Here is a 24,670-nt window from a genome sequence, read left to right as displayed (position 1 = left end):
CCCTGTGCGTCAGGCTTAAAGAACGCCTTCCAGCCATGCCGCGAGCTGGCTCTTGGGCATGGCGCCAACCTTCTGCGCGACCGGCTCGCCATTCTTGAACAGCAGCATGGTGGGGATGCCGCGAACGCCATACTTGCCGGGCGTATCGGGGTTCTCGTCGATGTTGAGCTTGGCAATGGTGACCTTGTCGCCCATCGTCTGGCTCAGCTCTTCGAGGGCCGGGGCAATCATCTTGCACGGTCCGCACCACTCCGCCCAGAAATCCACCAGCACGGGCTTGTCGGCGCCGAGAACGTCAGTGGCAAAGCTCTGGTCGGTGATGGTCTGGGTCATGTCGCGAAGAACTCCTGCTTCGGGTTTCCGCCCATATGGGTAGATGAAGGCGCGTCCTCAAGCGGGACCGCAAGCAGCAGCGGCGCTTCGGTATAGAGCAGTGCCAATTCGATACGGCGCCCGGGGAAGATCACCTGCAGCGCTTGGCCATAAGCCTGCATCTGGCGCCGGTGGCTCGGCGGAATGGCTTCCGCGCTGCGTGGGACCTGCCGGCCGGTCTTGAAGTCGACCACGCGCACGGCCTCGTTCGTCACCAGCAGCCGGTCAACCGTGCCAGCAACCACCGTACCGTCCGGCAGCGTGGCAGCGATGGGTGCCTCAGCCAGCGCCTCCGGCGAGAAGAGTGCGGCATGCTCGGGTGCCTCGACAATGGCGAGGGCATTATCGACGAGGCTGGTGCGCAAGGCAGCGTCGCCGATTCCGGCTGAGCGCTGAAGCCAGGAGAAAGCTGCTTGTCTGCGATCGCCAGGCGGTGTCGCCGGAAGCCGCTCGAACAGCGCGTGAAGCAAGCGTCCCCGCTCGGCGGCGGCGGCGAGGGCGGGGGTCGGCGGCGGGCGGCTGTCGATGTCCGCGGCGACCTGCGACGGCGCGAGCGGCCGCGGCGGCCGCGCCTCGGCCGGAGCCGGCAGGGTCGACCAGAGAGGGATCGGCTCCCGAGCGGGCACTGCCTCGCGGACCTCTTCGATGGCGGCTGCAGGCGTGTCGCCAGAGGCAAAGCGAAGAACGCCGTTGGCGTCCGCTTCAAGCCCACTGGCGGCCATCGCCTCCGACACGACGCTGTGCCAGCTATTCTTCGATAGGCTTCGCGACGGTTTGAGCCCGGCCAGGATGAGCCGCTCCCCTGCCCTGGTCAGCGCCACGTAGAGCAAGCGGAAATGCTCCTCGAGATCGCGCTTCTTCTCCGTCGCGAGGATCTCGTCGAACGGCGGCGCCACCTCGTCCTTGCGCGGGCGGATTATGGGAAAACGTCCCGCAACGCTTGGCACGTCGAGGATCGCGCTGACCCCGCCAAGCTGCGCCGGATCGGCCGTGGTGTCGGCAAGGATCACCACCGGTGCTTCCAGCCCCTTGGCGCCGTGCACGGTCATGATGCGCACGGCGTCGCCGCGGCCCTCGGGATCGCGCTTCACCTCCAGGTCGCCATGCGACAGCCAGGCGAGGAACTGCTGCAGCGTCACCGGCTCGCCGCCTTCGAACTGGATGGCGGCAGCGACCAGCTCATTGATCGGGTCGCGCGCCTGCCGTCCGAGCCGGGTGAGGAGCTTCCTGCGGCCCCCCATCGGTCCCGACAAGATGCGTTCCAGAAAGGCGTGCGGCCCAGAATAATCCGCCATGCCAAGGAGACTGTTCAGCGTGTCGCGTGCGGCGCGGAAGTCCGCACGCTCGTCCGCCCGGTGCCCGAGTTCTTCCCACAAACTGCGCCGCCGTTCCGGGCCGGCAAGATCGTAGAGCTGCTCCTGGCTCCACCCGATCAGCGGCGAGACCAGGAGGTTGGCGAGCGTCAGGTCGTCGAGCGGCTGCACCGCGAAGCGAATGGCGGCGAGCAGGTCCTGCACCGCTAACGGCTCGGACAGCACCAGCCGGTCTAAACCTGCGGTCCGGACCTTGCGCTCGAACAGCCGCGCGACCAGCAAGGGCGCGAGGTTGGCGCGGCTGCGCACCAGGACCAGGATGTCGCCTGGACCGAGCGGCCGGCCGGTGGAAGCCAGCACCGGCGCACGCGCGATCTCCGCAGCGATCCAGTCGGCAAGCTCGCTCGCATAGCGGCGGTGAGCCTCGTCCTCCCACTTCTCCTCGCCGTCCTCCTCGTCGCCCGGCTCCTCATGTGCGAACGGCCGCCAGACCTCGACGCTGCCGCCGCGCCCGGCGTGGAAACTACGATGCGGCGGCGCGGCTTCGGGCAGGCCGATGCGCTCGGGTGTCAGATGCCCAAGCACCATGTCGACCACGTCCAGCACCGCTTGCGCCGAGCGGAAGCTGCGACTGATCGACAGCGAGCGGAACGGCATCGGCCCGCCGTCCGCGGCCGCGCGGAAGTGGGAGCGCGCGCGCTCGAACTCGGCCGGATCGGTGCCCTGAAAACCGTAGATTGCCTGCTTGAAGTCCCCGACCATGAAGAGGGTGCGGTGTTCCGGGCCCGCGCCCGCCCCGGCGAAATACTCCTCGGTCATTGCCTTAACGATCGCCCATTGGCTTTCGTTCGAATCCTGCGCTTCGTCGACCAGCAGGTGATCGGTGCGGCGGTCGAGCTTGAACCGGATCCACTCGGCAATGCCGTCTTGCGCAAGGAGGCTGCGCGACCAGCGGATCAGATCGTCGAAGTCGGCGACACCCTCGGCCCGCTTGGCTGACGCATAGGCATCGGCGAAGCGCTTGCCTGCGCGCAGGCCCGCCGCAAGCAGGCGCACCAGCGCATCGCCGCGTAGCAGGCCGAGCAGTTCCTCGACCTGTTCGCACAGCGCGTCGCACCCTTCCTGCGCCTCAGGCCAATGCTTGACGAGGTTCTTGACCGACCGCCGCCCGCCGCTGCCGGTCAGAACAGTGGCATGGGCAAAGCGGTGGAGGTTGCGGCAGCGCTCGGCAGCATCCAGCGCCAGCCACCCCTCGATCTCGGGCAGGATCGCTTCGGCGGTCTTGGTCCCCCATCGGCGATAGGCGGCTGCCAACTCCTGCAGCGCTTCGCAATCGAACACATCATCGTGGCAGCGGGCGGCCACCAGTTCCTCGACGCCTTCTTCAGGAAGGCCCATCAGCTCGCGCAAACTCGGCTCGACGTTCTCCAGGCGGTCGAACCGCGCCATACCCTCGACCGCGCCGGCGCAGCGGCGCAGATACTTGCGGACGTCGCCCTCGCCCAGGCGCCCGGCCAGCACCTCGAGATCGCTGAGGAATGCGCCATCTCCCGCCGCCGATTGCTCGGCCAGGGTGGCGAGCGTGCGCTCGACCAACGCTTCTTCCTCGCGCCCCTCGATCGGGCGGAACCCGGGCGTGATGCCCGCCTCAGCCGGGAAAGTGGCAAGCAGGGTCTGGCAGAAACTGTGAATGGTCTGGATGCGCAGGCCGCCGGGGCAATCGAGTACGGTTGCGAACAAGCGCCGGGCGCGATCCCGCATTGCGTCGTCAGCAACGCTGCCAAGCGCTTCCAACTCGGCCCCTAAAGCCTGGTCGTCGAGACCTACCCAGTAAGCCAGCCGACCGCCAACGCGCTCCGCCATCTCAGCTGCCGCCGCCTTGGTGAAGGTCAGGCACAGGATGCTCTCGGGCGACGCACCCTCCAGCAGCAAGCGAAGCACTCGCGCGGTCAGCACCTGCGTCTTGCCTGTCCCGGCGCTGGCCGAGAGCGAGGCGTGGATGAAGGGATCGGCCGCCGCGGCCTGATCGGGATCGAGCGGCTTCAGTGCAGTTAGACGCGACATGTGCCTGACGTCATAACGCTTCCGCTCGGCCACGCCATGCGTTTATGAGGCGCGCAAAACACCCCCAGGAGGAGCGACACGTGGCGGATCAAGGCAAGAAGACGGGCAGCGACGCCAAGGATGGCGACAACCGCAACTTCAAGGCGGGTGTCGCGGTGGGCGTCGGCTCCGCCGCCCTGGTCGCCGCGCTGCTTTATGCCCGCTCGGGCAAAGCCAAGAAGAAGTAAGGCATGACGGCGGGGCTCAGCTCCGCCCCAGCCATTCCTCCAGCCGCATCAGCTGGTCATAATCGCCGTAGCGCGCAAAGCGCGGCTGGAGCTTGGCGGTGAACGGGTCGTTGCCGGTGAGCCAGCGCGCGGCCGCTTCCATAAAATGGTGGCACGCTTCGGCCAGGATATGCTCGGCCGGCCCGATCTCCTCGACAAAACCGCGCTGATCCCTGCGGTCGTGCTTGGCTAGCGACCAATATTCGAGCGTCGTCGGCGCTTCGGTCACCTGTTCGAATCCACCGGCCTCGGCGATCATCCCGAGTAGTCCAAGCTGCAAAGCAAAGCCGGCCTCGACCTGCTTCTTGGCGGGCGGCTTGCCCGTCTTGAAGTCCAGGATTGCCAGCTCTCCGCTGGCAAGCCGGTCGATCCGGTCGGCCCGGCCAATCAGGCGCACCCCGGCAATGTCCGCCTCGCCCTGTGCTTCAGCGGCGAATGGCCGTCGTCCCTGCGCCTGATTGGCTTCTTCGACCTCGGCGAGCACGGCAATCGCCTCAAGCAATCGTGGACCCCACAAGGCGCGCATGAGCGGGTGGATGTCGTCGCCCGCCATTAGTTGGCGAGCCCGTGGCAGCAACCGCGACGCAGCGCATTGGTCCTCGTTGAACCATTGTTCGAACAAGGCATGGACGATGGTCCCGCGCCACGCCGCATCCTGCTCGGCGCCAAGATCGTCGAGCGGGCGGAGGCCCAGCATCGCCTTGGCGTAAAAGGAGAAAGGATCGGCCTTGAGCCGGTCGAGATCGGTGACACGGATGCGCCGGGGCCGCTCGCTTGCTGGGGGCGACGGCGCCGGGCGAAGCGCCGGCTGCTCGCGCTCGGGCTCATCGAGCGCCATCGCCAGCGCTTCAAGCGCCTCGTCGCGCGGCAAGCCACCGGTCAATGCTTCCAGCCGGAGCAACAGGCGAGAGCTTACCGTCGGCGAACGGCTGTCACGCCGGGCGCGGGTCAGCAGCACCTCTTCGGCGCACAGCAGCCCCGCAAAATCATGGGCGGAAAGGCCGATCCGGAGCTCTGTGCCGGGCAGTCCCAGCTGTCGGCGAACGCTGACCGGCAGCCACGGATCGGGGCTCGGCGGCGCGGGCCAGGTGCCTTCATTGAGGCCGGCGAGGATCATGAGATCGGTCTTTACCAACCGCGCTTCGATCAGGCCAAGGATGCGGATTCGCGGATGCTGGCCGTAAGGCGGGCGGATCGCGATCCCGTCGAGCAGCGAGCGGAGCAGCGGCACGGCGTCTTCGGCGGTGATGGTAAGCGTGCGGCACGCCGGCGAGTCCTCCAGCGCGGCCAGCAAGTCTGCTGCCGCCCGCCCGGCCGAACCGCTCCACGCCGTGTCGCCGACAAGGCTATGCACCGCTTCCCGCAGGGCGCCAGCGAGGCCCGCGAGGCTGGTTCCGGAACCGAGCAGAGGGTCAACCTCGGCGATAAAGGGCTTCAGCCGCTCCCACCGATCCGGAAGATGGCGGTATCCCCGCGCTTCATCCGCAACCCGTTGATCGACCAGCCGCTGCAGCCCGTCCACGCCCGGCAACGGCCGCGGGCCGCGGAGCGCAAGGTCCAGCGCCCGCACGTCATCCATCCACGCCCGCCGCCCCTCCCCCGCCTGCACCAGCGGATGGCCGAGCAGCGCCAGAAGCGGCACGGGCGCCAGGCGATCGGCGGCGGCGGCGGCAAGGGCCAGCAGCAAGCTTCCAGGCGGCAGCAGCGACAAAGGCGTGCCCGCGCTGTCGTCGGCCTCGATCCCCCAGCGGCGGAGATGCGCACCGACGCGGCGGGCAAGCTGCCGGTCTGGCGTCACCAGGGCTGCGGTGCGCCCTTCCGTTTCCAAGGCCTGGCGGAGCGTCAGGGCAATCGCTTGCGCTTCGCTCGCCGGATCGGGAAGCACGGCGAGCCGCACGCTGCCCAGCGATCGTTCCTCGGCGGGAAGGCGGCTCCATCCCTGGCTGAAAGAGGCGGAGGTCAGCGCGTGACCCGCGGCTCGGCTCCGCTGGGAGCCATCCGGCGCGGCGCTGTCCGAGGGCCACGGCCGAACCGACGCGCGATCCACCCGCATCCTGTGGAGCAGCAGCTTCAGATGATATTGCGGATGGGTCAGCTCGGGACGTCCGTCGTCCTCGCCCTCACCGCCAAGCGCCTTCCATTGTTCTTCGCTGAGCAACCCTTCGTCCGCCAGCCCGGGAAGAACGACGCTGCCCTCGGGCATGTGGGCAATGACGCGCAGTAGTTCGGCAACCGCGGGAGCCGACGTGGTGATACCCGCAGCCACCGTGAAGCCGGCGGGGGGAGCGGCTTGCCAGCGCCGGGCAGTGCCTCGAAGCAGAAGATTGCGCCGCTCGACCAGATCGATCCGCCCCATTGCCGCCTGCCGTTCCGGCCAACGCTTCAGAAGGACCGACAAGGTCTCGAGCGCGCGCTCCTGATGAAGCGCAAGCTCCGCCTGCTCGTTCAACTTGCCCAGCAAGGCGGCCGGTGTGATCCCCTCGATCAAGAGCTGATCCAGCGTCGCGGCAAGGTCGCCCGCCAGCCTCCACGCTTCGGCTGTCCCAAGCCCGCGGACCTGTTGCAGCAGCCCGGCCAACTCTGCCTGACGGGTAAGCGGATCGACAGCGGGCGCGATCGCCTCGCCTTCCAGCGCCTCGAACGCGCCGCCGATGCGCTCGTCCAGCGAAGGATCGCCGATGGGGATCAAGCGCGGCAGCAGCAGCCCGGTCCCGCTCGCCCGCACGAACGCCTCGGTCACGGTACGTACCGCGCGGGCGTTGGGAAGCAGGATGCGTCCCCGCGCAAGCGCCAGCGGATCGCCCTGGTGACGGCGGATCAGTTCCAGCGCGAGGGCGTCGGCGAAGCTTGCTTCGGCCGGGATCGACCACAGGCTCGGGCCCGAGCGCCGCTCAGCCTCGGGCAAGCGCTTCCTCGGTCGCGGGAATGGCGGCCGGGGTGCCGACGTCGAACCACAGGCCCTGATGGACGACGCCGAAACAGCGCCCTTCTTCGATCGCCCGGTCCCACAGGATGTTGGTCGAGAACGGCCCTTCGGGTGCGCCGTCGAGCAGCCGTTTCGCAACCATCTGGATGCCGGTGTAGACGAACGGGGCGATGCGTCCCGCCGCGCGCCGGCGCAGGCGTCCGACCGAATCCATGTGGAAGTCGCCGCTGCCGCCATGATTGCCGGCGCGCGCTTGGGGCACGAGCAGGAGCAGCGCGTCCATCTTGTCGCTGTCCCAGTGGCTAGCGAGCAGCTTGAGCGTATCGGTCGGTCCATCGACCCAGAAATTGTCGCTGTTGACGGCCAAGAACGGATCGCAATCGATCAGCGGCCGTGCGCGCACCATGCCGCCGCCGGTCTCCAGCAGAAGATCGCGCTCGTCGCTAATCGCGACCTCCAAATCCTTGCAGCGCGAATGAAGGTGCGCCTCGAGATTGTCGGCAAGATAATGGACATTCACCACCACCTTCTCGACCCCGGCAGCGCGCAACCGGTCGAGAACGTGGTCGAGCAAGGGCTTGCCGGCCACTTCGACCAACGGCTTGGGCCGCGTCGCTGTCAGCGGCCGCATGCGCTTACCGAGCCCAGCCGCCATCACCATCGCGCAGCGCGGCACCTCGGCGCTGATGTCCGGCCGGATACGCAGGGCGCGATGCGTGATGCTCATTCCGCATCCTTCCAGGCGTCGGCACGGGCTGAGGCGGGCACATTCTCGTCAAACCAGCGCTTGACCGGCGCAAGATGCGGCGCGGCAAGGTCGCGCTCGAGCAAGCCCCACATGCGCGGCTGGAAGCGCCGGTAGCCGGGCTTTCCGTCGCGCTTCCACAAGCGGCAGAAGACGCCAAGGATGCGGGTGTTGCGCTGTGCCGCAAGCGCCCAATACGCGCGCCGAAAGGCTTCGCCTTCATCCCGGGCGGCGATATAGCGGTCGAGCATCACCTCCTCGATCGCCGGGCTCACGTCACGACGCGCATCTTCGAGGATCGAGGCAAGATCGTAGGCCGGGTGCCCGGCCAGCGCGTCCTGGAAGTCGAGCAAGCCGAGATGGGCATGGCCTTCGCGTCCGCTGACCAGCATGATGTTCTCGGCGTGAAAGTCGCGCAGCACCGTTACCGGTCCAAGCCCATCGGCGGCGACCGGTGCCAACACCTCTCCCCACGCCTGCGCATAAGAGGCGCGATCGACTTCGATCCCAATCGCCGGCGCATACCAGTCCAGAAAGAGTTCGAGTTCGGTCAGCCACTCGGCCAGCCCATGCGCTGGAAGACCCGGCATCGGCGGACTTCGATGAAGCTCGGCCAGGAGGTCGGTGGCCAGGCCGTAAAGGGCGTCTTCCCGGTCCGGCGTTTCATCGAGCGTTTCGCGCAGCCGTACGTCGCCGAAGTCGGCCAGCAGCAGCAGACCTTCGTCGAGGTCGCGGGCAAGAATGTCGGGCGCGCTGAAGCCACGGCCGACCAGCCATTCGGCGACCGCGATAAACGGCCGCGGGTCTTCGTGCGGTGGCGGCGCGTCCATCAGCACCGCTGCGCCGTGAGCTGGGTGGTGGACCCGGAAATAGCGGCGGAAACTGGCGTCGCCGGCCAGCGGCTCGACCCGTGCACCCTCCCATCCGGCCTCGGCCAGAAAGCGGTCGCAAGACGCGGGCGGAATCATGTGGGGCTTTGCGGCGGTGGCCATCGCCCCTCCCATGCCCCCGGCACCACCCAAGTCAAGGCGCGTCGGCCATCGGGACGCGGTTGCAAGCTGAGCCGAAGTGCCTGTGGCCAGGCGGCCTCACCCGCGCGTTCCGGCCATTCGACCAGCAGGGCCCCATCGAACAGCTGATCATCCAGCCCAAGTTCCTCGATCTCCGACGGATCCTCCAACCGATAAAGATCGGCATGGCTGACCGGCAGGCTGGTGGAGTCGTACGGCTGGACGATGGCAAACGTCGGCGACGGCACCTCGCCAACGTGCCCCAACGCGGCCAGCACGCCGCGCACCAGGGTCGTCTTGCCGGCCCCGAGCGGCCCACTCAGCGCCACGACGTCGCCTGCCCGCAGCACATCCGCCAGCGCAGCGCCGGCCTTCGCCATCGCAGGCTCGTCCAGCACCCACATATCAGCGCTGACCGCTGCTACGTGGCAAGGTGATGAGGATGCTCGTTCCCTTGCCGACGACACTGCTCAGCTGAACGGTGCCGCCATGTGCCTCGATGAACTGGCGCGTCAGCGGAAGGCCGAGGCCAAGCGCCGCCTCACCCCGCCGTTCGCTGAAGCGGGTGAAGCGCTCGAAGACGCGGCCCTGATGCTCCTCGGCCAGCCCGCGGCCGGTATCGGCGATCAGGATCTCGACCTTGTCGGCATCACCCCGGGTGACCAGCCGTACCTCGCCCTTGTCGGTATAGGCGACAGCGTTGCGCAGCACATGCTCAAGGCTTTCCCGCAGGCGGCGATGGTCGCCCGAGATGCTTCCGGTACCCTCCCCGATCACCACCTTGAAGCGCAGCCCCTTGGCCTTGGCCGCCGGCTCCATCTGCACCGTGACCGTGCGGATCAGGCCCGCGAGGTCGACCCGCTCCCGCTCCAACGCCACTTCGCCCTTTGCGCCCTGCGTAAGGTCGAGCACGTCGTCGATCAGCCGCGACAGGCGCGACACGCTTTCGAGGATGGCGGCGACATAATCCTTGGCCGGCCCGGACAGCGCGCCCGCATAACCTTCGCGCAACATTTCCGCGAAGCCGCCGATCGACGTCAGCGGCGTGCGCAATTCGTAGCTCATGTTGGCGACGAAGTCGGTGCGCACGCGGTCGGCTTGCTCCAGCGCCGTGGCGCGCTCGCGCAACGCCGCTTCGATCCGGCTCGAATCGGTCACGTCGATCATGGTGAAAAGCGCATTGCCGTCGGGCAGCGGCACTGCGGCAAAAGCAAAGTGACGTCCGTCGGCAAGGCTGAGGCGTCCTTGCTCGGCGCGCCGTTCACCGGTCGCAGCGCGAATCAGTTCGCGCAGGGTCGCTGCGGCGGTGGGATTGACCAGCCGGCCGGCAAAGGCGGGCACCAGTTCGTCCACCCGCGGATGTTGGGCCAGCCAACTTTCGTCGAGGCTCCAGAAATCTCCGAAGCGCCGGTTCCACAAGGTCAGGCGCCCGTCCGACGCGAACACCGCCACGCCTTCGAACAGATTGTCGAAGGTGGCGGTGCGGACGCGCAGCAGGGTGTCGCGCGCACTCGCCAGGCGGACCTGCTCCGTGCGATCCTCGAAAATGATGCGCAGGCCGCCATCGGGAAGCGGCTGGCCGACCACACGCAAGTGATCGCCATTGGTGAGGATCCACTCCTCCTCATGCACTTCCTCGGCCGAGGTGAACCAGCCGCGGCGCTCGGCCTTCCATTCCGGAAAGTCGCGTACTTCGGGCAAGCGGTGGTTCTCGCGCATCCGTTCGAGCAGGCGGTCGAACTCGGGACGTTCGTCGAGCCACTCGTGCTCGATCTCGGACAGAACGGCAAATGGCCGGTTATAAAAGGACAAAGTGCGATCGGGATCGAACTGGATCGCGCCGGCGGTCATCCGGTCCGACAGCTCGCGCTGGCTCAGCGCATGGCGTTCGAGCTCGGAACGCGCGTCTTCCAATTCCTGAATGTCAAAGGCGTAGCCGGCGACCGTTCCCCCGGGAAGCGGCACGTCGACCAGGCGGAGCATACGCCGCTCGCCGCCGATCGTCGCAGGCCGAACCCGTTCGATCGGTCGCCCTTCCTTGAGCGCCGATTCGGCACCCGCTCGTGCCCCCGCCTCGCCGCTTCCCTCAACTAGCTCGATGCCGCGCTCCACCACTTCGTTTGCGTCAGCAGCCTCGACCGCCGTCACAAAGGCGTGATTGACGAGGGCCAGCCGCGACTCGCCGTCGCGCACCCACATCGGAAAAGGCGCGGCCTCGATCAGTTGCGTGAGCGCGCCGAGCGCCTGCTCCGTACCCGACAAGCGCGCGGCGATCTCGCCCCGCTCGGCCGCGGCGTGGCTGCTGTCCGAGACCCACAACAGCGCCGCGCCAGTACCAAAGCTTTGCGGCGCCGCACCACCACGCACATCGACCAGTCGCGCCGAGCCCTTGAGCCGCACCGCAAGGTCGATCCGCTCGCCCGTCAGCACGGCGGGTCGGATGAGGGCCGCAAGACGGTCGGCATCATCCACCTCGATCCCGCCCGGCACGTCGGCAAGAGCCTGCAGCGATGGCAATTGCGGCGCCACCCCGATGTCGCGGGCAAGTGCTTCGTCGAGTTCGGCGCTGCCGTCGGCATGAACCAGGATCGCCCGTGATGGGCCGGCTTCGAGAAGCTCACGAACAAACCGGGCCGATCGCATCGTAGCGCGTGCCGCGGCCATTTGCCGCATCGCCGCGATGCTGAGGGCAATGCCGATCAGCAGGCACAATCCCGCAAGAGCGAACACCAGCACGTCCTGATCGATGATGTTCCCCTGCCCGCCCATGCCAGGGTTCATATCAGCGTCGTCGCGAAACAGAAGCGACCGTGCGGATTTCGAGGAGTTAACGCCCGCCGCTGCGCCTGCTGTGTCACAGGTGCCAGCGGCCGCGCGGCTTCTGTGACAATCTTGCGACAGGTTCCAAAAGTTTTAATCCTAGATGAACGGATGATTGCGTTCGACGAACGACACGGCACAAAGGCCGCTGAATTTTCTTCCACGCAGAGGATTGTCTTACATGAACAACAAGATGCTGCTGAGCGCCACCGCGCTCCGCACGTTGGCAGTCGGGTTTGCCTTTACGATGGGCAGCTTCACTGCTGCTCAGGCGCAGACTGCTCCTCCGGCGCAGACTGAAACACCGACCGAATCGTCGGATCCGGCGACCCTCAATCCTCAAAGCGAAGTTGAGCTCGAATCCGGTCAGAACGACACGGCCGACAGCAACCAGGTCGTTGTCACGGGCACGCGCATCCGTGCGCCGAACCTGACCTCGGCGGTGCCGATCACCTCGGTCGGCGTGCAGGACCTGCTCGACAGCGGCAACGTGTCGCTGGGTGACGCGCTCAACGATCTGCCGGCGCTTCGCTCGACCTACAGCCAGGCGAACTCGACCCGCTTCATCGGCACGTCGGGTCTGAACCTCCTCGACCTTCGCGGCCTCGGCACTTCCCGCACCCTGGTGCTGGTCAACGGCCGTCGTCACGTCACTTCGACGCCCGGTGGCAGCGCGGTCGACACCAACACCATCCCGCAGGCGCTGCTCGAGCGCGTCGACGTCATCACCGGCGGCAACTCGGCCATCTACGGTTCGGACGCCGTCGCGGGTGTGGTGAACTTCATCCTGAAGCGCGACTTCGAAGGCCTTCAGGCGCGGGCTCAGGCCGGCATCTCGAGCCGTGGTGACCGCGGTTCGTATGTCACCACCGTGACCGCCGGTAAGAACTTCTTCGACAACCGCGTGAACGTCGCCGGTTCGTTTGAATTCACCCGCCAGGAAGCAGTGTTGAACAGGCAGCGCATCAGCCAGACCGGCGCTGCGCCCGGACAGGGTCCGGCTGGCTTCTACGTCACCGACACCGACATCCAGTGCAACACGAACGCCCAGGGCGTTCCGATCCCCGGCTCGATCCCGTTCTGCGATCCGGCGGTCATCCGCGGCTCGGACGGTATCCCGGATCGCCAGTACTTCGATGTCGGCGCCCCCTTCGGCAACCTGTCGGGCGGCACCACCGTCCAGGTGACCTGCCCGGCGGCGGTTGCTCCGACCAACCCGAACTTCGCTGCCGTCGAACTGCGTCGCTCGCTGGTCTGCACCGGTCAGACCAGCCCGACGGGCGGTCTGCTGTCGCGCAACTTCCTGTTCCTCGACGATGGCTCGCTGGTCGTCGACCCAATCACTGCGGACTTCCGCGCCGTGGGCGGCTCGCGCTTCGGCGGCCTGACCTCGGCAGGTCTCGAGGGTGGTCAGCTCATCCCTGAAAGCGAGCGCATTTCGGGTAACATTCTCATCAACGGCGACATCTCGCAGGGGTTCAAGCCCTTCTTCGAAGGCAAGTATGTCAGGATCGTCGCCGACCAGGCGTCGAACCAGGCGACCTTCGTCAACGCGACGCTGAGCCCGGTGTTCTCGTTCAACAACGGCTTCCTGACCCCGCAGGCGCGCCAGACGCTGGTCAACATCTCGGCGCCGGGTGCGACGTCGTTCACCGGTTTCCGCTTCAACTACGATCTCGGCACGCGTTCGGAAATCAACACCCGCGAAACCTATCGCGCGGTGGCCGGCTTCCGCGGCGACATCACCGCGTCGGGTTCGATCAACTACGAAGTCGCGGGTAGCTACGGCCGCACCGACATTAAGCGTGACAGCGGCGGCAACGTCGTCATCGCCAACTTCAACCGCGCCAGCAACGCGGTGGTGGCCCCGGCGTCCTTCACCGGCACCAACTTCGTCCTGAACAGCCAGAACCAGCGCGTCGTCTGCGCCGTCAACGCCGATACGTCGACCACCAACGACGATCCGAACTGCTTCCCGCTGAACCTCTTCGGGCAGGGCAACATCGACCCGCGTGCGGCGAACTACGTGCTCTACACGTCGAACTTCAAGGCACGGGCCGAGCAGCTCAACTTCACCGGCTACGTGTCGGGCACCAGCGAAGGCCTGTTCGAACTGCCGGGCGGCCCGATCGGCGGCGCGCTTGGTTTCGAATATCGCCGCGAGACGGCGCGTTCGGACTCGGATGACTTCACCCAGTCGGGTGCGACCTTCCTCAACGCCGCAGCGCCATTCAACCCGCCGCCGCTGAACGTGTACGAGGCGTTTGCCGAACTCCGCCTTCCGCTTCTCGCCAACCGCACCCTGTTCCACGAGCTGACGCTCGAGGCCGCTGGCCGTGCGTCGGATTATAACACGCGGGACGACGTGGTGTACGCCTACAACATCGGCGGCATCTGGGCTCCGGTCCGTGATCTTCGCCTGCGTGTCGGCTATGCTCGCTCAGTCCGTGCACCGGATCTCGGCGATCTGTACCAGACGCCGGCGCAGACCTTCAACACGATCACCGACCCCTGCAACCAGACGGTCATCAACGACAATCCGAACCGCGCGGCGCGGTGTGCGGAGGCCGGTATTCCGACCACCGTCACCCTTCCGGACGGCACGGTTCGTCCGTTCACCAACACCTCGGGTGCGAACATCTCGGGCTTCAATCAGGGCAACCCGAACCTCGAACCGGAAATCGGCAAGAGCTTCACGGTGGGTGCGGTGTTCCAGCCGCGCTGGGTCCCGGGCTTCTCGCTGACGGTGGATTATTACAACATCGAGATCACCAAGGCGATTTCGGGCCTCAGCGGCCAGGCGATCGTGAACGCCTGCTACGAGGATCCGGTCACCATCAACAACCCGTTCTGCGCGGCGGTCTTCCGTCGTCCGTCGACCGGCAACGTGTTCTCGGACTTCACCTTCGCCGGCCAGTCTAGCCGTACCTTCGCTGGTCTTGCTGACGTTGCGCTGCCGGTGACCGGTCCGGGCTTCCTCAACCAGCCCTTCAACTTCTCGAAGCTGAAGACCCGCGGTATCGACTTCGATGCGGCCTACCGTCGGAAGGTCGGAACCGCCGACGTCAACCTGCGCGCTATCGTCAGCTACCTGATGAATCGTGAGTATTACACCTTCATCAGCGAACCGAACCGCGCTACCAACGTGGTCAGCGTACTCGGTGATCCGGAATGGGAAGCCAACTTCAGCGCCAACATCGATTTCGGCAAGATCGCGATCGGCTACGACCTGAAGTTCATCGATCGCCAGCTGATCACCGCGTACGAGAACAACTTCGCGTTCCAGGGCCGTCAGCCGACCAACGTCGACGCCTATCCGGTGCGCTTCTACCCACGGACCTTCTACCACGATGCCCGCGTCACGTTTGAGCCGGACAACAACAAGTTCCGCTTCTACGTCGGCGTGGACAACATCCTCGACACCCTCCCGCCGTTCAACGCCACTGGCACCGGCGAAGGGTCGGCCATCTTCGGGAACATCGGACGTTACTTCTATTCCGGTGTGGAAGTTCGCTTCTAAGCCTGTCGTGAATCCAGCAGAGTGGCCGCTCCCTAACCGGGGCGGCCATTTTGTTTGTGAGAATATCGTGCGCCGACGGCCCGACCGACCCGGCCTTTCCAGAATCGACACTCTCGGCTAGGGGGCGTCTCAGATCGGCCTTCCGACCCTCGCGGATGCGGCCACCCCAAGGAGATGATGAACGTGTCGACCGAAACCCTTACCCGCGCCGCGGACACCGGTGATTTCCTGGTCAAGGACATCTCGCTCGCCGACTTCGGTCGCAAGGAGATCGAGATCGCCGAAACCGAGATGCCGGGCCTGATGGCGCTTCGGTCGGAGTTCGGCGCGTCCAAGCCGCTGTCGGGAGCGCGGATCACGGGCTCGCTCCACATGACCATCCAGACGGCAGTCCTGATCGAGACCCTGACCGCGCTCGGCGCCAAGGTCCGCTGGGCGAGCTGCAACATCTTCTCGACCCAAGACCACGCCGCCGCCGCCATCGCCGCGACGGGCGTGCCGGTGTTCGCCGTCAAGGGTGAGACGCTGGAAGAATATTGGGACTATGTCGTCCGCATCTTCGACTGGGGCCAGGACGAGACCTGCAACCTGATCCTCGACGACGGCGGCGACGCCACAATGTTCGCGCTGTGGGGCGCGCGGGTCGAAGCGGGCGAAACCCTCTTCACCCCGACCAACGAGGAAGAAGAAGTCTTCGTCGCCACCCTCAACCGCTTCCTCAAGGAGCGTCCGGGCTACCTCACGAAGACCGTCCAGACGATCAAGGGCGTGTCGGAAGAAACCACCACCGGCGTCCACCGCCTGTATGAGCTCGCAAAGCAGGGCAAGCTCCCCTTTCCGGCCATCAACGTCAACGACAGCGTCACCAAGTCGAAGTTCGACAACCTCTACGGCTGCAAGGAGTCGCTGGTCGACGCCATCCGCCGCGGCACCGACGTCATGCTGGCCGGCAAGGTCGCCGTGGTCGCCGGCTTCGGCGACGTCGGCAAGGGCTCGGCCGCTTCGCTCCGCAATGGCGGCGCGCGCGTGTTGGTGACCGAAGTCGATCCGATCTGCGCCCTTCAGGCCGCGATGGAAGGCTATGAAGTCGTGACGATGGAAGAAGCCGCTCCGCGCGCCGACATCTTCGTCACCGCGACCGGCAACATGGACATCATCACCGTCGACCACATGCGGGCGATGAAGAACATGGCGATCGTCTGCAACATCGGCCACTTCGACAGCGAGATCCAGATCGGCGCGCTGAACAACATGAAGTGGACCGAGATCAAGCCGCAGGTCGACGAGGTCGAATTCCCGGACGGCAAGAAGATCATCGTCCTGTCGAAGGGCCGCCTGGTCAATCTCGGCAATGCCACGGGTCACCCGAGCTTTGTGATGAGCGCGAGCTTCACCAACCAGACGCTGGCACAGATCGAGCTGTGGACCAAGAGCGAGAAGTACGGAAACGACGTCTACGTCCTGCCCAAGCACCTCGACGAGAAGGTGGCCGCGCTCCACCTCGAGAAGCTGGGCGTCAAGCTTACCCAGCTCAACGACAAGCAGGCCGCTTACATCGGCGTTAAGCCGCAGGGCCCGTTCAAGCCCGAGCATTACCGCTACTGATGCATGGAGGGTGGGTCCGGTTGCCGGGCCCGCCCTTCCCTACTCGGGAGCGAGGTCGCCGAGCGCCTGCTCCATCTCCCCCAGCCACGGGCGGTAGTGCCGCCACAGCTCCCCGCTCCGCTTGTTGAGCGGCTGCCGAACTTGCGACGCGCTGGCGGTTCGCACCGGTCGGGCATTCTCGTGAAAACGTAGGCACGCCGGGTCGAACGGCAGCCCGATCGCGTCCAGCACCCGCCGCAGTTCCCCTTCCGGATCGGCGACCAGCCGCTCATGCTCGACGCGCACGACGCGGCCCGGCAGCACCTCATCGAAGTGAGCAACCAGCCGGACATAGTCGCGGTAGTAACGCGCGATGTCGCGCTGATCGTAGGCGAAGTCGCGCCCGCGCGCGAAATGCTGTTTGAAGTTGGCGAACGAGCAGGCCATCGCCTCGCGCCGCGCGTCGATGATGATCGCGTTCGGCAGGACGGTCTGGATCAGGCCGATGTGCGGCCAATTGTCATTGAGCTTGTCGATGAAGAACGGCCGCTCAGTCCGCCGGTGCACGCTCGCTCGCTTCAGATATTCCTGCCCCAGCCGCTCAGCGCCTTCCTGATCGAGCTGAGAGAGGATCTCCGGATAAGGAACAGGAGCGTCGGTCCATCGCTCCGCCAGCAATTCATGTGCGATCTGCGGTATGTAAGGTAGCTCGGCGGTGCCCTCGATGTCCGGATGGCTGGCCAGCATCTGCTCCAGGAGGGTCGATCCGGCACGCGGCATGCCGAGCATGAAGATAGGCGCCCGTGCGTCCGCGCCCCAACCTTGCGTGCGCTTGAAGTAAGCGCGGTCGAAAAAGGCGATGGAGCGATCCACGAACTGCTCGGTCGTACTCGCGTCGTAAGGCCGCGTCTTGCGGGTCAGACGGTTGGCCTGGTCATACGCCCGGAAGGACGCTTCGTAATTGCCGGCATCCTCATAGGCCTTGCCGAGCGCAAAGCTCATGTGAAGCGCCTGGTTGATGTCGATCCCGCCCGTACCCAGCAGCGTCTCGAGCGTCGTGATGTCGTCCGCCCCAAGCACCCCGGACTTGAGGTCGGCCAGGCCCCACCACGCCTCGCCGAGCGTCGGCGAGCGTTCAAGGGTTGCCCGGTAGAGAGCAGCGCTCTCGTCAGCGCGCCCAAGTGTCCGCAACAAGTGGGCATAGCCAAGCGGCAGCCTCGGGTCCGCCGGATAGCTGGCGATCAGCGAGCGGAAGCTCGCCTCGGCATCCTCATACCGACCGATCTGGGTCAGCAGGCTGAGGCGGATCGTCGCGGCGCGAAGATCATCGGGCTTCTCGGCCACCAGCCGATCGAGCAATTGGAGCGCGGCTTCGAACGAGCTCTGCCGGAACAGCAGCTCGGCCAGCTTGGTGAGCGTCTCGCGATGCCCTGGAAGCAGGGACGAGGCTTCGGTCAGGAGCGCAATTGCTTCGTTCGGAAGCCCGGCGACCGTCGCGATCTCGGCCAGCAGCAGCATCGCGGCGGGATCGTCGGGATGGCTGGCACGGATTGCTCGCGCGCCATGCTCGGCTTCGGTCAGGCGCCCGGCCATGAACGCCTGCGCGGCCCGAACGAACTCGGGCCGCCGGCTCGCTTGCTCAAGGATGCGCTCGGCATCGGCGGATTTGAGATCGGCGGGGGTCATTGGCGAGCCTGACGAATGAACATGCAAGAGAGGTGAAAGAAAAGGGAGCCGAAAGCAGATGCCTTCGACTCCCCAGTCTTGGTTACGAAATGCGATCAGAACTTGGCGATCGCACCGGCATAGAAGAAGCGGCCGGTGTTGTTGTAGATGGCGCTGCCGCCACCCGCACCGGTCAGGCCGTAAGGCGGCTTCTCGTTCGCGACGTTGTCGACACCGAGGTAGAAGTTGAACTTCTTGGTCGCTTCGAAGTCGAGGCGAACGTCGTTGTACCAACGCTCCGGGTAGAACACGATCGGGAAGGCATCCGCGTTCTGCGGCGGACGACCCTGCTTGCTGAAGTTGTTCTCGTACGCGCCCGGGGTCATCTTGCCGATGTAGCGGAGCTTGTGACCAAAGGTCACCGCGCCGACCTTGAGCGAGCTGTTGATGTTGAACGCATCGCGCGGATCGCCGAGTTCGAACAGCGCCTGGTCGGCACGGCCCGGATCGGTGGGCGAGAGGAACGAGTCGTTCTGCAGCACGCGGGTGTAGATCGCCCGGGTGTTGAAGGTGCCGAAACCGAAGCGCTTGGTGTAGGCGGCTTCGAAATCGATGCCGCGCACCTTGAGCTGGGCGTAGTTCAGCGGAACCACGGTCAGGTTATTCTCGAGGATCTGCCCCGGGATTTCCCCACGCGGACCACCGGTCGCACCAGCACGAGCGAACAGGTCACAGAACTGGTTGTTGAGATCGGCCGCGTCGTAGCAGGCATTGATGATGCCCTGCGCCGACGGCGAGCTGATCACGTCCTTCACGGTGATGTCGTAATAATCCACCGACAGCGAGAAGCCGGGCAGGAAGCGCGGCTGGAACACGCCGCCGACCGTGTAGGAGTCGGAGATTTCCGCCTTCAGGTTCTCGTTACCGCCCGACAGGAAGCCCAGCGACTGACGATACACGAAGTCGTAGCCGGCGGGCACGCCGTCCGCGGTGCAGTTAGCGGCGCGGGTGGCCGAGCCGGTGCCGATGTTACGCGCCGAGCAGGGATCGCCGACAGTGGCGAAATTCTGGCCCGGAACGGTGAACAGCTCGGTCAGGTTCGGCGCACGCACGGCGCGCGAGTAGTTGCCGCGAAGGCGAAGATCGCGAACGGGGGCGAAATCGATGCCCGCGTTGTACGAATACACCGTGCCGGTCGAACCCTTGTAGTCTGCGATACGACCGGCGCCGCTGAGCGACAGTTCGTGGATGAACGAGTCGCGGATGATCGGCAGACGGACTTCGGCGTACGCTTCCTTCACCTCGAACGAGGGCGGATTGAACGGCGGAATGGCGTTGTAGAACGTCAGACCGGCTGCGGTCGCCTCATCCTGGACGTAGTTGGTGGTTTCACGGCGGTATTCGGCACCGATGGCGAAGCCGATCGGGCCGCCCGGAAGCTCAAAGAACTGGCTCGAGTCACCGCTGACGAAGCCGCTGGCGACGAACTGGGTGATCTTGCCGCTCGCGAGCGAGTCCTGAAGCAGGTAGCTGCGCGCGTTCGGCGTGATGTTGCCTTCGCCGAACAGGTTGATCGGCACGCAGGCCGCGACATCGGCAGCCAGCTGCGACTGGGCAAAGGCCGGGTTGCCCGCCGCCTCGAAGGCGATGCGCGCAGCCGGATCGACCTGCGCACGGCAGACGATCTGGCCGTTCGCGGCACCACCGGCAGCGACGCCGGCGTCAACGGCGTCGATCGCCAGCAGGAAGCGCTGCAGGTTCACGTTGCCGAGGATGCGGGTCTTTTCGCGGAACTCACCATAGTTGGCGCTGAGTTCGTAATTCCAGTCGTCGTTGAAGCGACCACGGATACCGCCCACCGCACGATAGGTTTCGCGCTTGGCCTTTTCGTCACGGTTGCTGAGCTCAACGACGTTACGAATGAAGGTAAAGGTGCCTTCTTCGTCCGGCGCATAGCCGTAATAGTCGTTGATGACGCCGCGCGCCTGAGCGCTCAGGAACGGATTGGTGGTGTAGAAGAACTCACGGTCGCTGCCCGTGGTCCCGCCCGAGAAGAAGAACGGGCCGCTCTGGCTGCCGATCGAGTTGGTGCGAACATACTTCGCCTCGATGAACGGCACCAGCGCCGGGCTGATCTCGAACTTGGCGACCAGGTTGGCGCTGTAGCGATCGAGTGCCGGCGACAGGGCTAGCTGCTTGCCTTCGCGGAACGAGCTGCCGTTGCCGCCGATGTAGCTCGGCAGCGGGGCAAGGCCGATCGGGGTGCCGGTCTGCAGGATCAGCTGACCCGTCGGGGTGAACAGATACGGGGTGTAGCTGTCGCCGCCGAGGTAGGAGAGGAACGTGCCGCCGTTGCTGTAGATACCGCTGCGGATGTCGTTCACGAACTGCGTGTCGGTAACACCGTCGCTGCCGTTGGTCGCCGACGCCGGATCGGTATCGACGGTAACGAAGCCGTTCGCGTTGCGAAGGTTCGGACGGCCCGAGGCGTAGAAGTCGTTCTGGCGCGAATATTCGAGGTTGATCGCGACGTTGCCGCGACCGTCAGCGAAGTTCTTACCGCCCAGCGCGCTGACATAATAGGAGCCGGCGTCGCCATACATCGACACGCCGCCCTGGCCGCGGACCTGCAGGCCGTCGAAATCATCCTTGAGGATGAAGTTCACGACACCCGCGATGGCGTCCGAACCGTAAATCGCCGAGTTGCCGCCGGTAACGGTGTCGACACGCTCGATGAGGTCGGTCGGGATCGTGTTGACGTCGGGCGAAACGGCATTGTTGAGGATGTCGCCTGCGACGTGACGACGGCCGTTGACCAGCACGAGGGTGCGCTGCGAACCGAGGCCGCGCAGATCGAGCAGGCTGAGGCCGGCGGTGCCGAGGAAGCGGGTCGAGTTGGATTGGCTGAAGGTGCTGCGCAGAGCCGGCAGTTCGTTCAGCGTGTCGCCGACCGAGGTACGGCCGGTCTGGAAGAACTCCTCACCGTTGATCGAGGTGATCGGAACGGTGCTTTCGAGGTTGGGACGGCGAATACGCGACCCGGTGACGACGATCTCGTCGCCGCTGGCCTGCGTGTTCGACTCAAGCTCCTGCTCGGTCGTGGCATCGGCGGCCGGCGCCGAATTCTGCACGGCAACGTCCGTTGCATCCTGAGCAAATGCCGGCGTGGCGCTTGCGGCAAAGAGGGTCGCGACGGCGACGCTGCGCAGCGCCGTGGCATTCAGAAATTCAAACTTATTCATGAGAAGGCATTTCCTCAAACTCGGAACAAGGCTGCAAACATCTCCCACTAGGAAGAGGATGCAACCTTTTTGAATTTACGTGGAACTTTTTCGATATGTTACAATTTCGACACAGTTTACGCGGCGCCCGTCTCGCTTGCGAGAAGCCGAGGGTCAATACCTTCCTGCTTGAAGGCCGCCGCCCAGCGTTCGTCCGTGGGTGTCCCGAACAGGATGTCGGAACTTCCTTCTGACGCGAACCAGCCATGCCGGGTCATCTCGTCCTCAAGCTGCCCCGGTCCCCAGCCTGCATAGCCGAGCGCCACCAGCCAGCGGCTGGGTCCCCGCCCTTCGGAGATGGCGCGAAGCACGTCAATGGTTCCCGTCATCGCCCACAGCTTGCCGTTTGGGCCGACCACCTGCAGCGTGTCCTCCCCGCCCCAATCGTCCGAATGAAGCACGAAGCCGCGTCCCGGCTCCACGGGGCCGCCGTGATGGATCGCTTCGTCCGGCGCCTTGCCTGGGTCGAGATCGAGCTGCTTCAGCAGTCCGCGCAGGCGGATTCCGGCGCGCTTGTGGCTGATCCCGATGCCCACGGCCCCGTTTTCGTCGTGGACGCACAAGGCAGTAACGCTTCGTTCGAAGCGCGGGTCGGCCATGCCCGGCATGGCGAGCAACAGCTTTCCGGAAAGAAACGGAAGGTCCGGCATCCCTTTAGCATGCCATGTGCCCGCGGGTGCACAAGCCTTGTTGGCGTAACGATCGCCGGATAGAGCGCGGCATCGGATCAACCCAAGGAGTTCCCCTCCCATGACCATCCAGACCGGCGACCGCATCCCCGACATGCCGCTCACCATCGCCACCAGCGAAGGCCCCAAGCCGACTACCACCGCTGATTACTTCGGTGGCAAGCGGGTCGCCCTGTTCGCGGTGCCGGGTGCCTACACCCCAACCTGCTCGGCCAAGCACCTGCCGTCCTATGTCGAAAAGGCGGATGACCTGCGCGCCAAGGGCGTGGACGAAATCGCCTGCACCAGCGTCAACGACGCCTTTGTCATGGCCGCCTGGAACAAGGACCAGGGCAGCCAGGACATCACCATGATCGCCGACGGCAACGGCCAGCTGGCCCAGGCCCTTGGCCTCACCATGGACGGCTCCAACTTCGGCATGGGTTCGGTCCGTTCGCAGCGCTACTCGATGATCGTCAACGACGGCGTGGTCGAGCAGCTGAACGTCGAAGCCCCGGGTGAATATCGCGCTTCGAGCGCCGAAACACTGCTCGAGCAACTCTAAGGCACCTCATGACCGGGATCATGGCAAGGCAGCGTCGCCTGCCATGGTCTCGGTCTTCCCTCCGGCACGGAACGGCGCTCCTGCGCTGATTTACCCGAAACAAGCCGCCCACCCACTCGTTTGCCGCCTGAGACCTTCGCGTAACGAAAGGACCAGGGCATGGCCAAGAACGACGATACCAACCGCACCCATCAGACCCGCCGCAGGAATGACGGCGACCGTGAACGCCGCCGTGACGTGGTGGTGAACACCGTGAAAGAGCGGCCCTATACCGCCGCCGCGCTCGCCACCGTGGCAGCCGGTGCCGCGGCGTTCTTCCTCACCCGAGGCAAGGGCGACAAGCCGCTGATGAACTGGGGCCAGGACACCTTGGGCGATCATGTAAAGGGCGCTGGTGCCTTCAAGCAGGGCGCGACGAGCAGCGACCGCAGCCTTGAGACTGCCGGCGCAGGCAGGACCAGCACAACCGGCGACGCCAGCGCGAGCCCATCGGCAGCGCAGGCAGCAAGCCTTGCCGCGTCCGGCACCAGCACCAATGCCGCCGCCAGCGGCGGCACCGGCGCGTCGACGAGCAGCGCTCAGACGGGCAGCGCCTCAACCGGCAACACGAGCACCAGCGCAAAGACTGGTGACACGGGCCTCGATCAGAACGCCAAGACCGACACCAAGGTCGGAGCCATCTCCTACGGAGCCTAACCGGCGCTGAAGGATTGATCAGGGGTGTCGGGCTTTTGGCCGGCACCCCTTGTCACATGTGGAGAACCCAACAATGGCCGTGTCGCTCAAGCCTCTCTCGGATCAGGTGATGGTGATCGTGGGAGGATCAAGCGGGATCGGTCTCGCCACTGCCCGCCGTGCAGCTGCGGCCGGCGCCAAGGTCGTCCTTGCCGCCCGCAACATGGAAGCGCTCGACGAAGCGGTGGTGGCAATCCGCAACAAGGGCGGGACGGCCACCGCGCTCGATCTCGATATCGCCGAAGAAGGCTCGGCCAAGCGCCTGCTCGACCATGCGCTGGAAACGTTCGGCCGGGTCGACACCTGGGTCAACGACGCCGCCGCCGCCATGTACGCCCGGGTCGAGGACGTGACCACGGACGAGCATCGCCGTGTCTTCGACGTCGGCTACTTCGGGCTCGTCGAAGCCAGCCTCGTCGCGGCCAGGCACCTGAAGGCCGAAGGAGGCGCGTTGATCAACATCGGCTCGGTTCTCTCCAACCGCGCGATCCCGCTGCAGGGTCCCTATTGCGCAATGAAGGCGGCGGTGATGCAGTTCACTGACACCCTCCGAATGGAGCTTGAGCAGGAAGGCGCGCCGGTCAGCGTGACGCTGATCAAGCCCGCCGCAATCGACACCATGTATCCCGAACATGCCCGCAACAAGCTCAAGAAGCCCGCGCGCCTGCCCCAGCCGCTCTACGATCCGGAGCTGGTCGCCAAGGCCATCTGCTTCGCCGCGCACAAGCAGCGCCGCAGCCTGATCGTCGGCGGCGGCGGTCTGGCGCTCACCACCTTCGCCCCATCCCTGCCCCGCCTTGCCGACAAGGGAATGGAGCTAGTGGGCGGTGAAGCCACTCAGACCACTGAAGTGCCGCCCGCGCCTGGCACTGCCGACAATCTGTTCGAGCCGCGCCGTGATGGCCGGGTCGAAGGCAATCAGGAGCCGTTCAAGCGCAAGACGTCGCTCTTGCTCGAAGCGCAGATGCACCCGCTTGCCGCCGCCGCAGTACTCGGCTCGGTCGCGGCGGGCGCGCTGTTCCTGTGGGCCAAGGAAGAGAACCGCGACATCGGCACCGCCGAAGCGCAACGGCGCATCAAGGCCGCCGGAATGAGCTGAATGAGGAGGCCGTCACGGGAACAAGTCCCGTGACGTA

General features: G+C 65.7%; 16 protein-coding genes. 6 read left to right on the top strand and 10 right to left on the bottom strand.

All coding sequences use genetic code 11. The annotated features are described in order from the left end of the window. Nucleotides 1-15: 15 nt before the first annotated feature. Together trxA and addA are read right to left on the bottom strand one after the other, a co-directional pair. Nucleotides 16-333, bottom strand: coding sequence for a thioredoxin TrxA (gene trxA / locus ACP69Z_RS09475; RefSeq protein ID WP_426267252.1), 318 nt, complete (start codon nucleotides 331-333; stop codon nucleotides 16-18). Continuing rightward, on the bottom strand, nucleotides 330-3,749 hold the full coding sequence (gene addA / locus ACP69Z_RS09470; RefSeq protein ID WP_426267251.1) for a double-strand break repair helicase AddA: 3,420 nt from the start codon (nucleotides 3,747-3,749) through the stop codon (nucleotides 330-332). Before addA ends, trxA begins: the two co-directional genes overlap by 4 nt. Before the next feature lie 80 nt (nucleotides 3,750-3,829). On the opposite strand from addA, the gene ACP69Z_RS09465 reads away from it, so the two are divergent. Further along, complete coding sequence (locus ACP69Z_RS09465) at nucleotides 3,830-3,976, top strand: hypothetical protein (protein ID WP_426267250.1); 147 nt, start codon at nucleotides 3,830-3,832, stop codon at nucleotides 3,974-3,976. A gap of 16 nt (nucleotides 3,977-3,992) precedes the next feature. Here ACP69Z_RS09465 and addB read toward each other — a convergent pair whose 3' ends face one another. Genes addB through ACP69Z_RS09440 form a run of 5 tightly spaced genes read right to left on the bottom strand, consistent with a single transcriptional unit; the run spans nucleotide 3,993 to nucleotide 11,465 of the window. Further along, the gene (gene addB, locus ACP69Z_RS09460) at nucleotides 3,993-6,920 is read right to left on the bottom strand and encodes a double-strand break repair protein AddB (RefSeq protein ID WP_426267249.1); all 2,928 of its coding nucleotides are present in this window, start codon (nucleotides 6,918-6,920) and stop codon (nucleotides 3,993-3,995) included. Beyond that, nucleotides 6,907-7,668: a nucleotidyltransferase family protein gene (locus ACP69Z_RS09455; RefSeq protein WP_426267248.1), complete on the bottom strand. Its 762-nt coding sequence runs from the start codon at nucleotides 7,666-7,668 to the stop codon at nucleotides 6,907-6,909. The genes addB and ACP69Z_RS09455 overlap by 14 nt, the downstream gene beginning before the upstream one ends. Further along, nucleotides 7,665-8,654 (bottom strand): aminoglycoside phosphotransferase family protein, encoded by a 990-nt coding sequence (locus tag ACP69Z_RS09450; RefSeq protein ID WP_426268079.1) that lies wholly within the window; start codon nucleotides 8,652-8,654, stop codon nucleotides 7,665-7,667. The genes ACP69Z_RS09455 and ACP69Z_RS09450 overlap by 4 nt, the downstream gene beginning before the upstream one ends. Continuing rightward, nucleotides 8,651-9,100, bottom strand: coding sequence for a tRNA (adenosine(37)-N6)-threonylcarbamoyltransferase complex ATPase subunit type 1 TsaE (gene tsaE / locus ACP69Z_RS09445; protein WP_426267247.1), 450 nt, complete (start codon nucleotides 9,098-9,100; stop codon nucleotides 8,651-8,653). The genes ACP69Z_RS09450 and tsaE overlap by 4 nt, the downstream gene beginning before the upstream one ends. Before the next feature lies 1 nt (nucleotide 9,101). Next, nucleotides 9,102-11,465 carry a PAS-domain containing protein gene (locus ACP69Z_RS09440; protein WP_426267246.1) on the bottom strand — a complete coding sequence of 788 codons (2,364 nt, stop codon included), beginning with the start codon at nucleotides 11,463-11,465 and terminating at the stop codon, nucleotides 9,102-9,104. 232 nt (nucleotides 11,466-11,697) lie between these two features. Between ACP69Z_RS09440 and ACP69Z_RS09435 the strand changes: the two genes are divergently transcribed. Continuing rightward, nucleotides 11,698-15,036, top strand: coding sequence for a TonB-dependent receptor domain-containing protein (locus ACP69Z_RS09435; RefSeq protein ID WP_426267245.1), 3,339 nt, complete (start codon nucleotides 11,698-11,700; stop codon nucleotides 15,034-15,036). A gap of 183 nt (nucleotides 15,037-15,219) precedes the next feature. Continuing rightward, complete coding sequence (gene ahcY, locus ACP69Z_RS09430) at nucleotides 15,220-16,641, top strand: adenosylhomocysteinase (protein WP_426267244.1); 1,422 nt, start codon at nucleotides 15,220-15,222, stop codon at nucleotides 16,639-16,641. A 39-nt stretch (nucleotides 16,642-16,680) separates the two neighbouring features. Here ahcY and ACP69Z_RS09425 read toward each other — a convergent pair whose 3' ends face one another. The 3 genes from ACP69Z_RS09425 to ACP69Z_RS09415 form a co-directional block, all read right to left on the bottom strand. After that, a complete protein-coding gene (locus ACP69Z_RS09425) occupies nucleotides 16,681-18,306 on the bottom strand; it encodes a tetratricopeptide repeat-containing sulfotransferase family protein (RefSeq protein WP_426267243.1) in 1,626 nt (541 codons plus the stop codon). Between the two features lie 95 nt (nucleotides 18,307-18,401). Further along, entirely contained in the window at nucleotides 18,402-21,527 is a 3,126-nt protein-coding gene (locus ACP69Z_RS09420; RefSeq protein ID WP_426267242.1) for a TonB-dependent receptor domain-containing protein, read from the bottom strand. 116 nt (nucleotides 21,528-21,643) lie between these two features. Beyond that, nucleotides 21,644-22,216 (bottom strand): YqgE/AlgH family protein, encoded by a 573-nt coding sequence (locus ACP69Z_RS09415; RefSeq protein ID WP_426267241.1) that lies wholly within the window; start codon nucleotides 22,214-22,216, stop codon nucleotides 21,644-21,646. 100 nt (nucleotides 22,217-22,316) lie between these two features. On the opposite strand from ACP69Z_RS09415, the gene ACP69Z_RS09410 reads away from it, so the two are divergent. The 3 genes from ACP69Z_RS09410 to ACP69Z_RS09400 all read left to right on the top strand — a co-directional run bounded on the left by ACP69Z_RS09410 (nucleotide 22,317) and on the right by ACP69Z_RS09400 (nucleotide 24,633). Then, nucleotides 22,317-22,799, top strand: coding sequence for a peroxiredoxin (locus ACP69Z_RS09410; protein ID WP_426267240.1), 483 nt, complete (start codon nucleotides 22,317-22,319; stop codon nucleotides 22,797-22,799). Between the two features lie 159 nt (nucleotides 22,800-22,958). Continuing rightward, nucleotides 22,959-23,495: a hypothetical protein gene (locus ACP69Z_RS09405; protein ID WP_426267239.1), complete on the top strand. Its 537-nt coding sequence runs from the start codon at nucleotides 22,959-22,961 to the stop codon at nucleotides 23,493-23,495. A gap of 73 nt (nucleotides 23,496-23,568) precedes the next feature. Then, nucleotides 23,569-24,633, top strand: coding sequence for an SDR family oxidoreductase (locus ACP69Z_RS09400; protein WP_426267238.1), 1,065 nt, complete (start codon nucleotides 23,569-23,571; stop codon nucleotides 24,631-24,633). Nucleotides 24,634-24,670 lie beyond the last annotated feature (37 nt).

Source organism: Sphingomonas sp. LHG3443-2 (genome assembly GCF_049896405.1).
Lineage (GTDB): Bacteria > Pseudomonadota > Alphaproteobacteria > Sphingomonadales > Sphingomonadaceae > Sphingomicrobium.
Note: the sequence above shows the minus strand (reverse complement) of the source record. Positions and strands in the feature narration are given on the sequence as shown.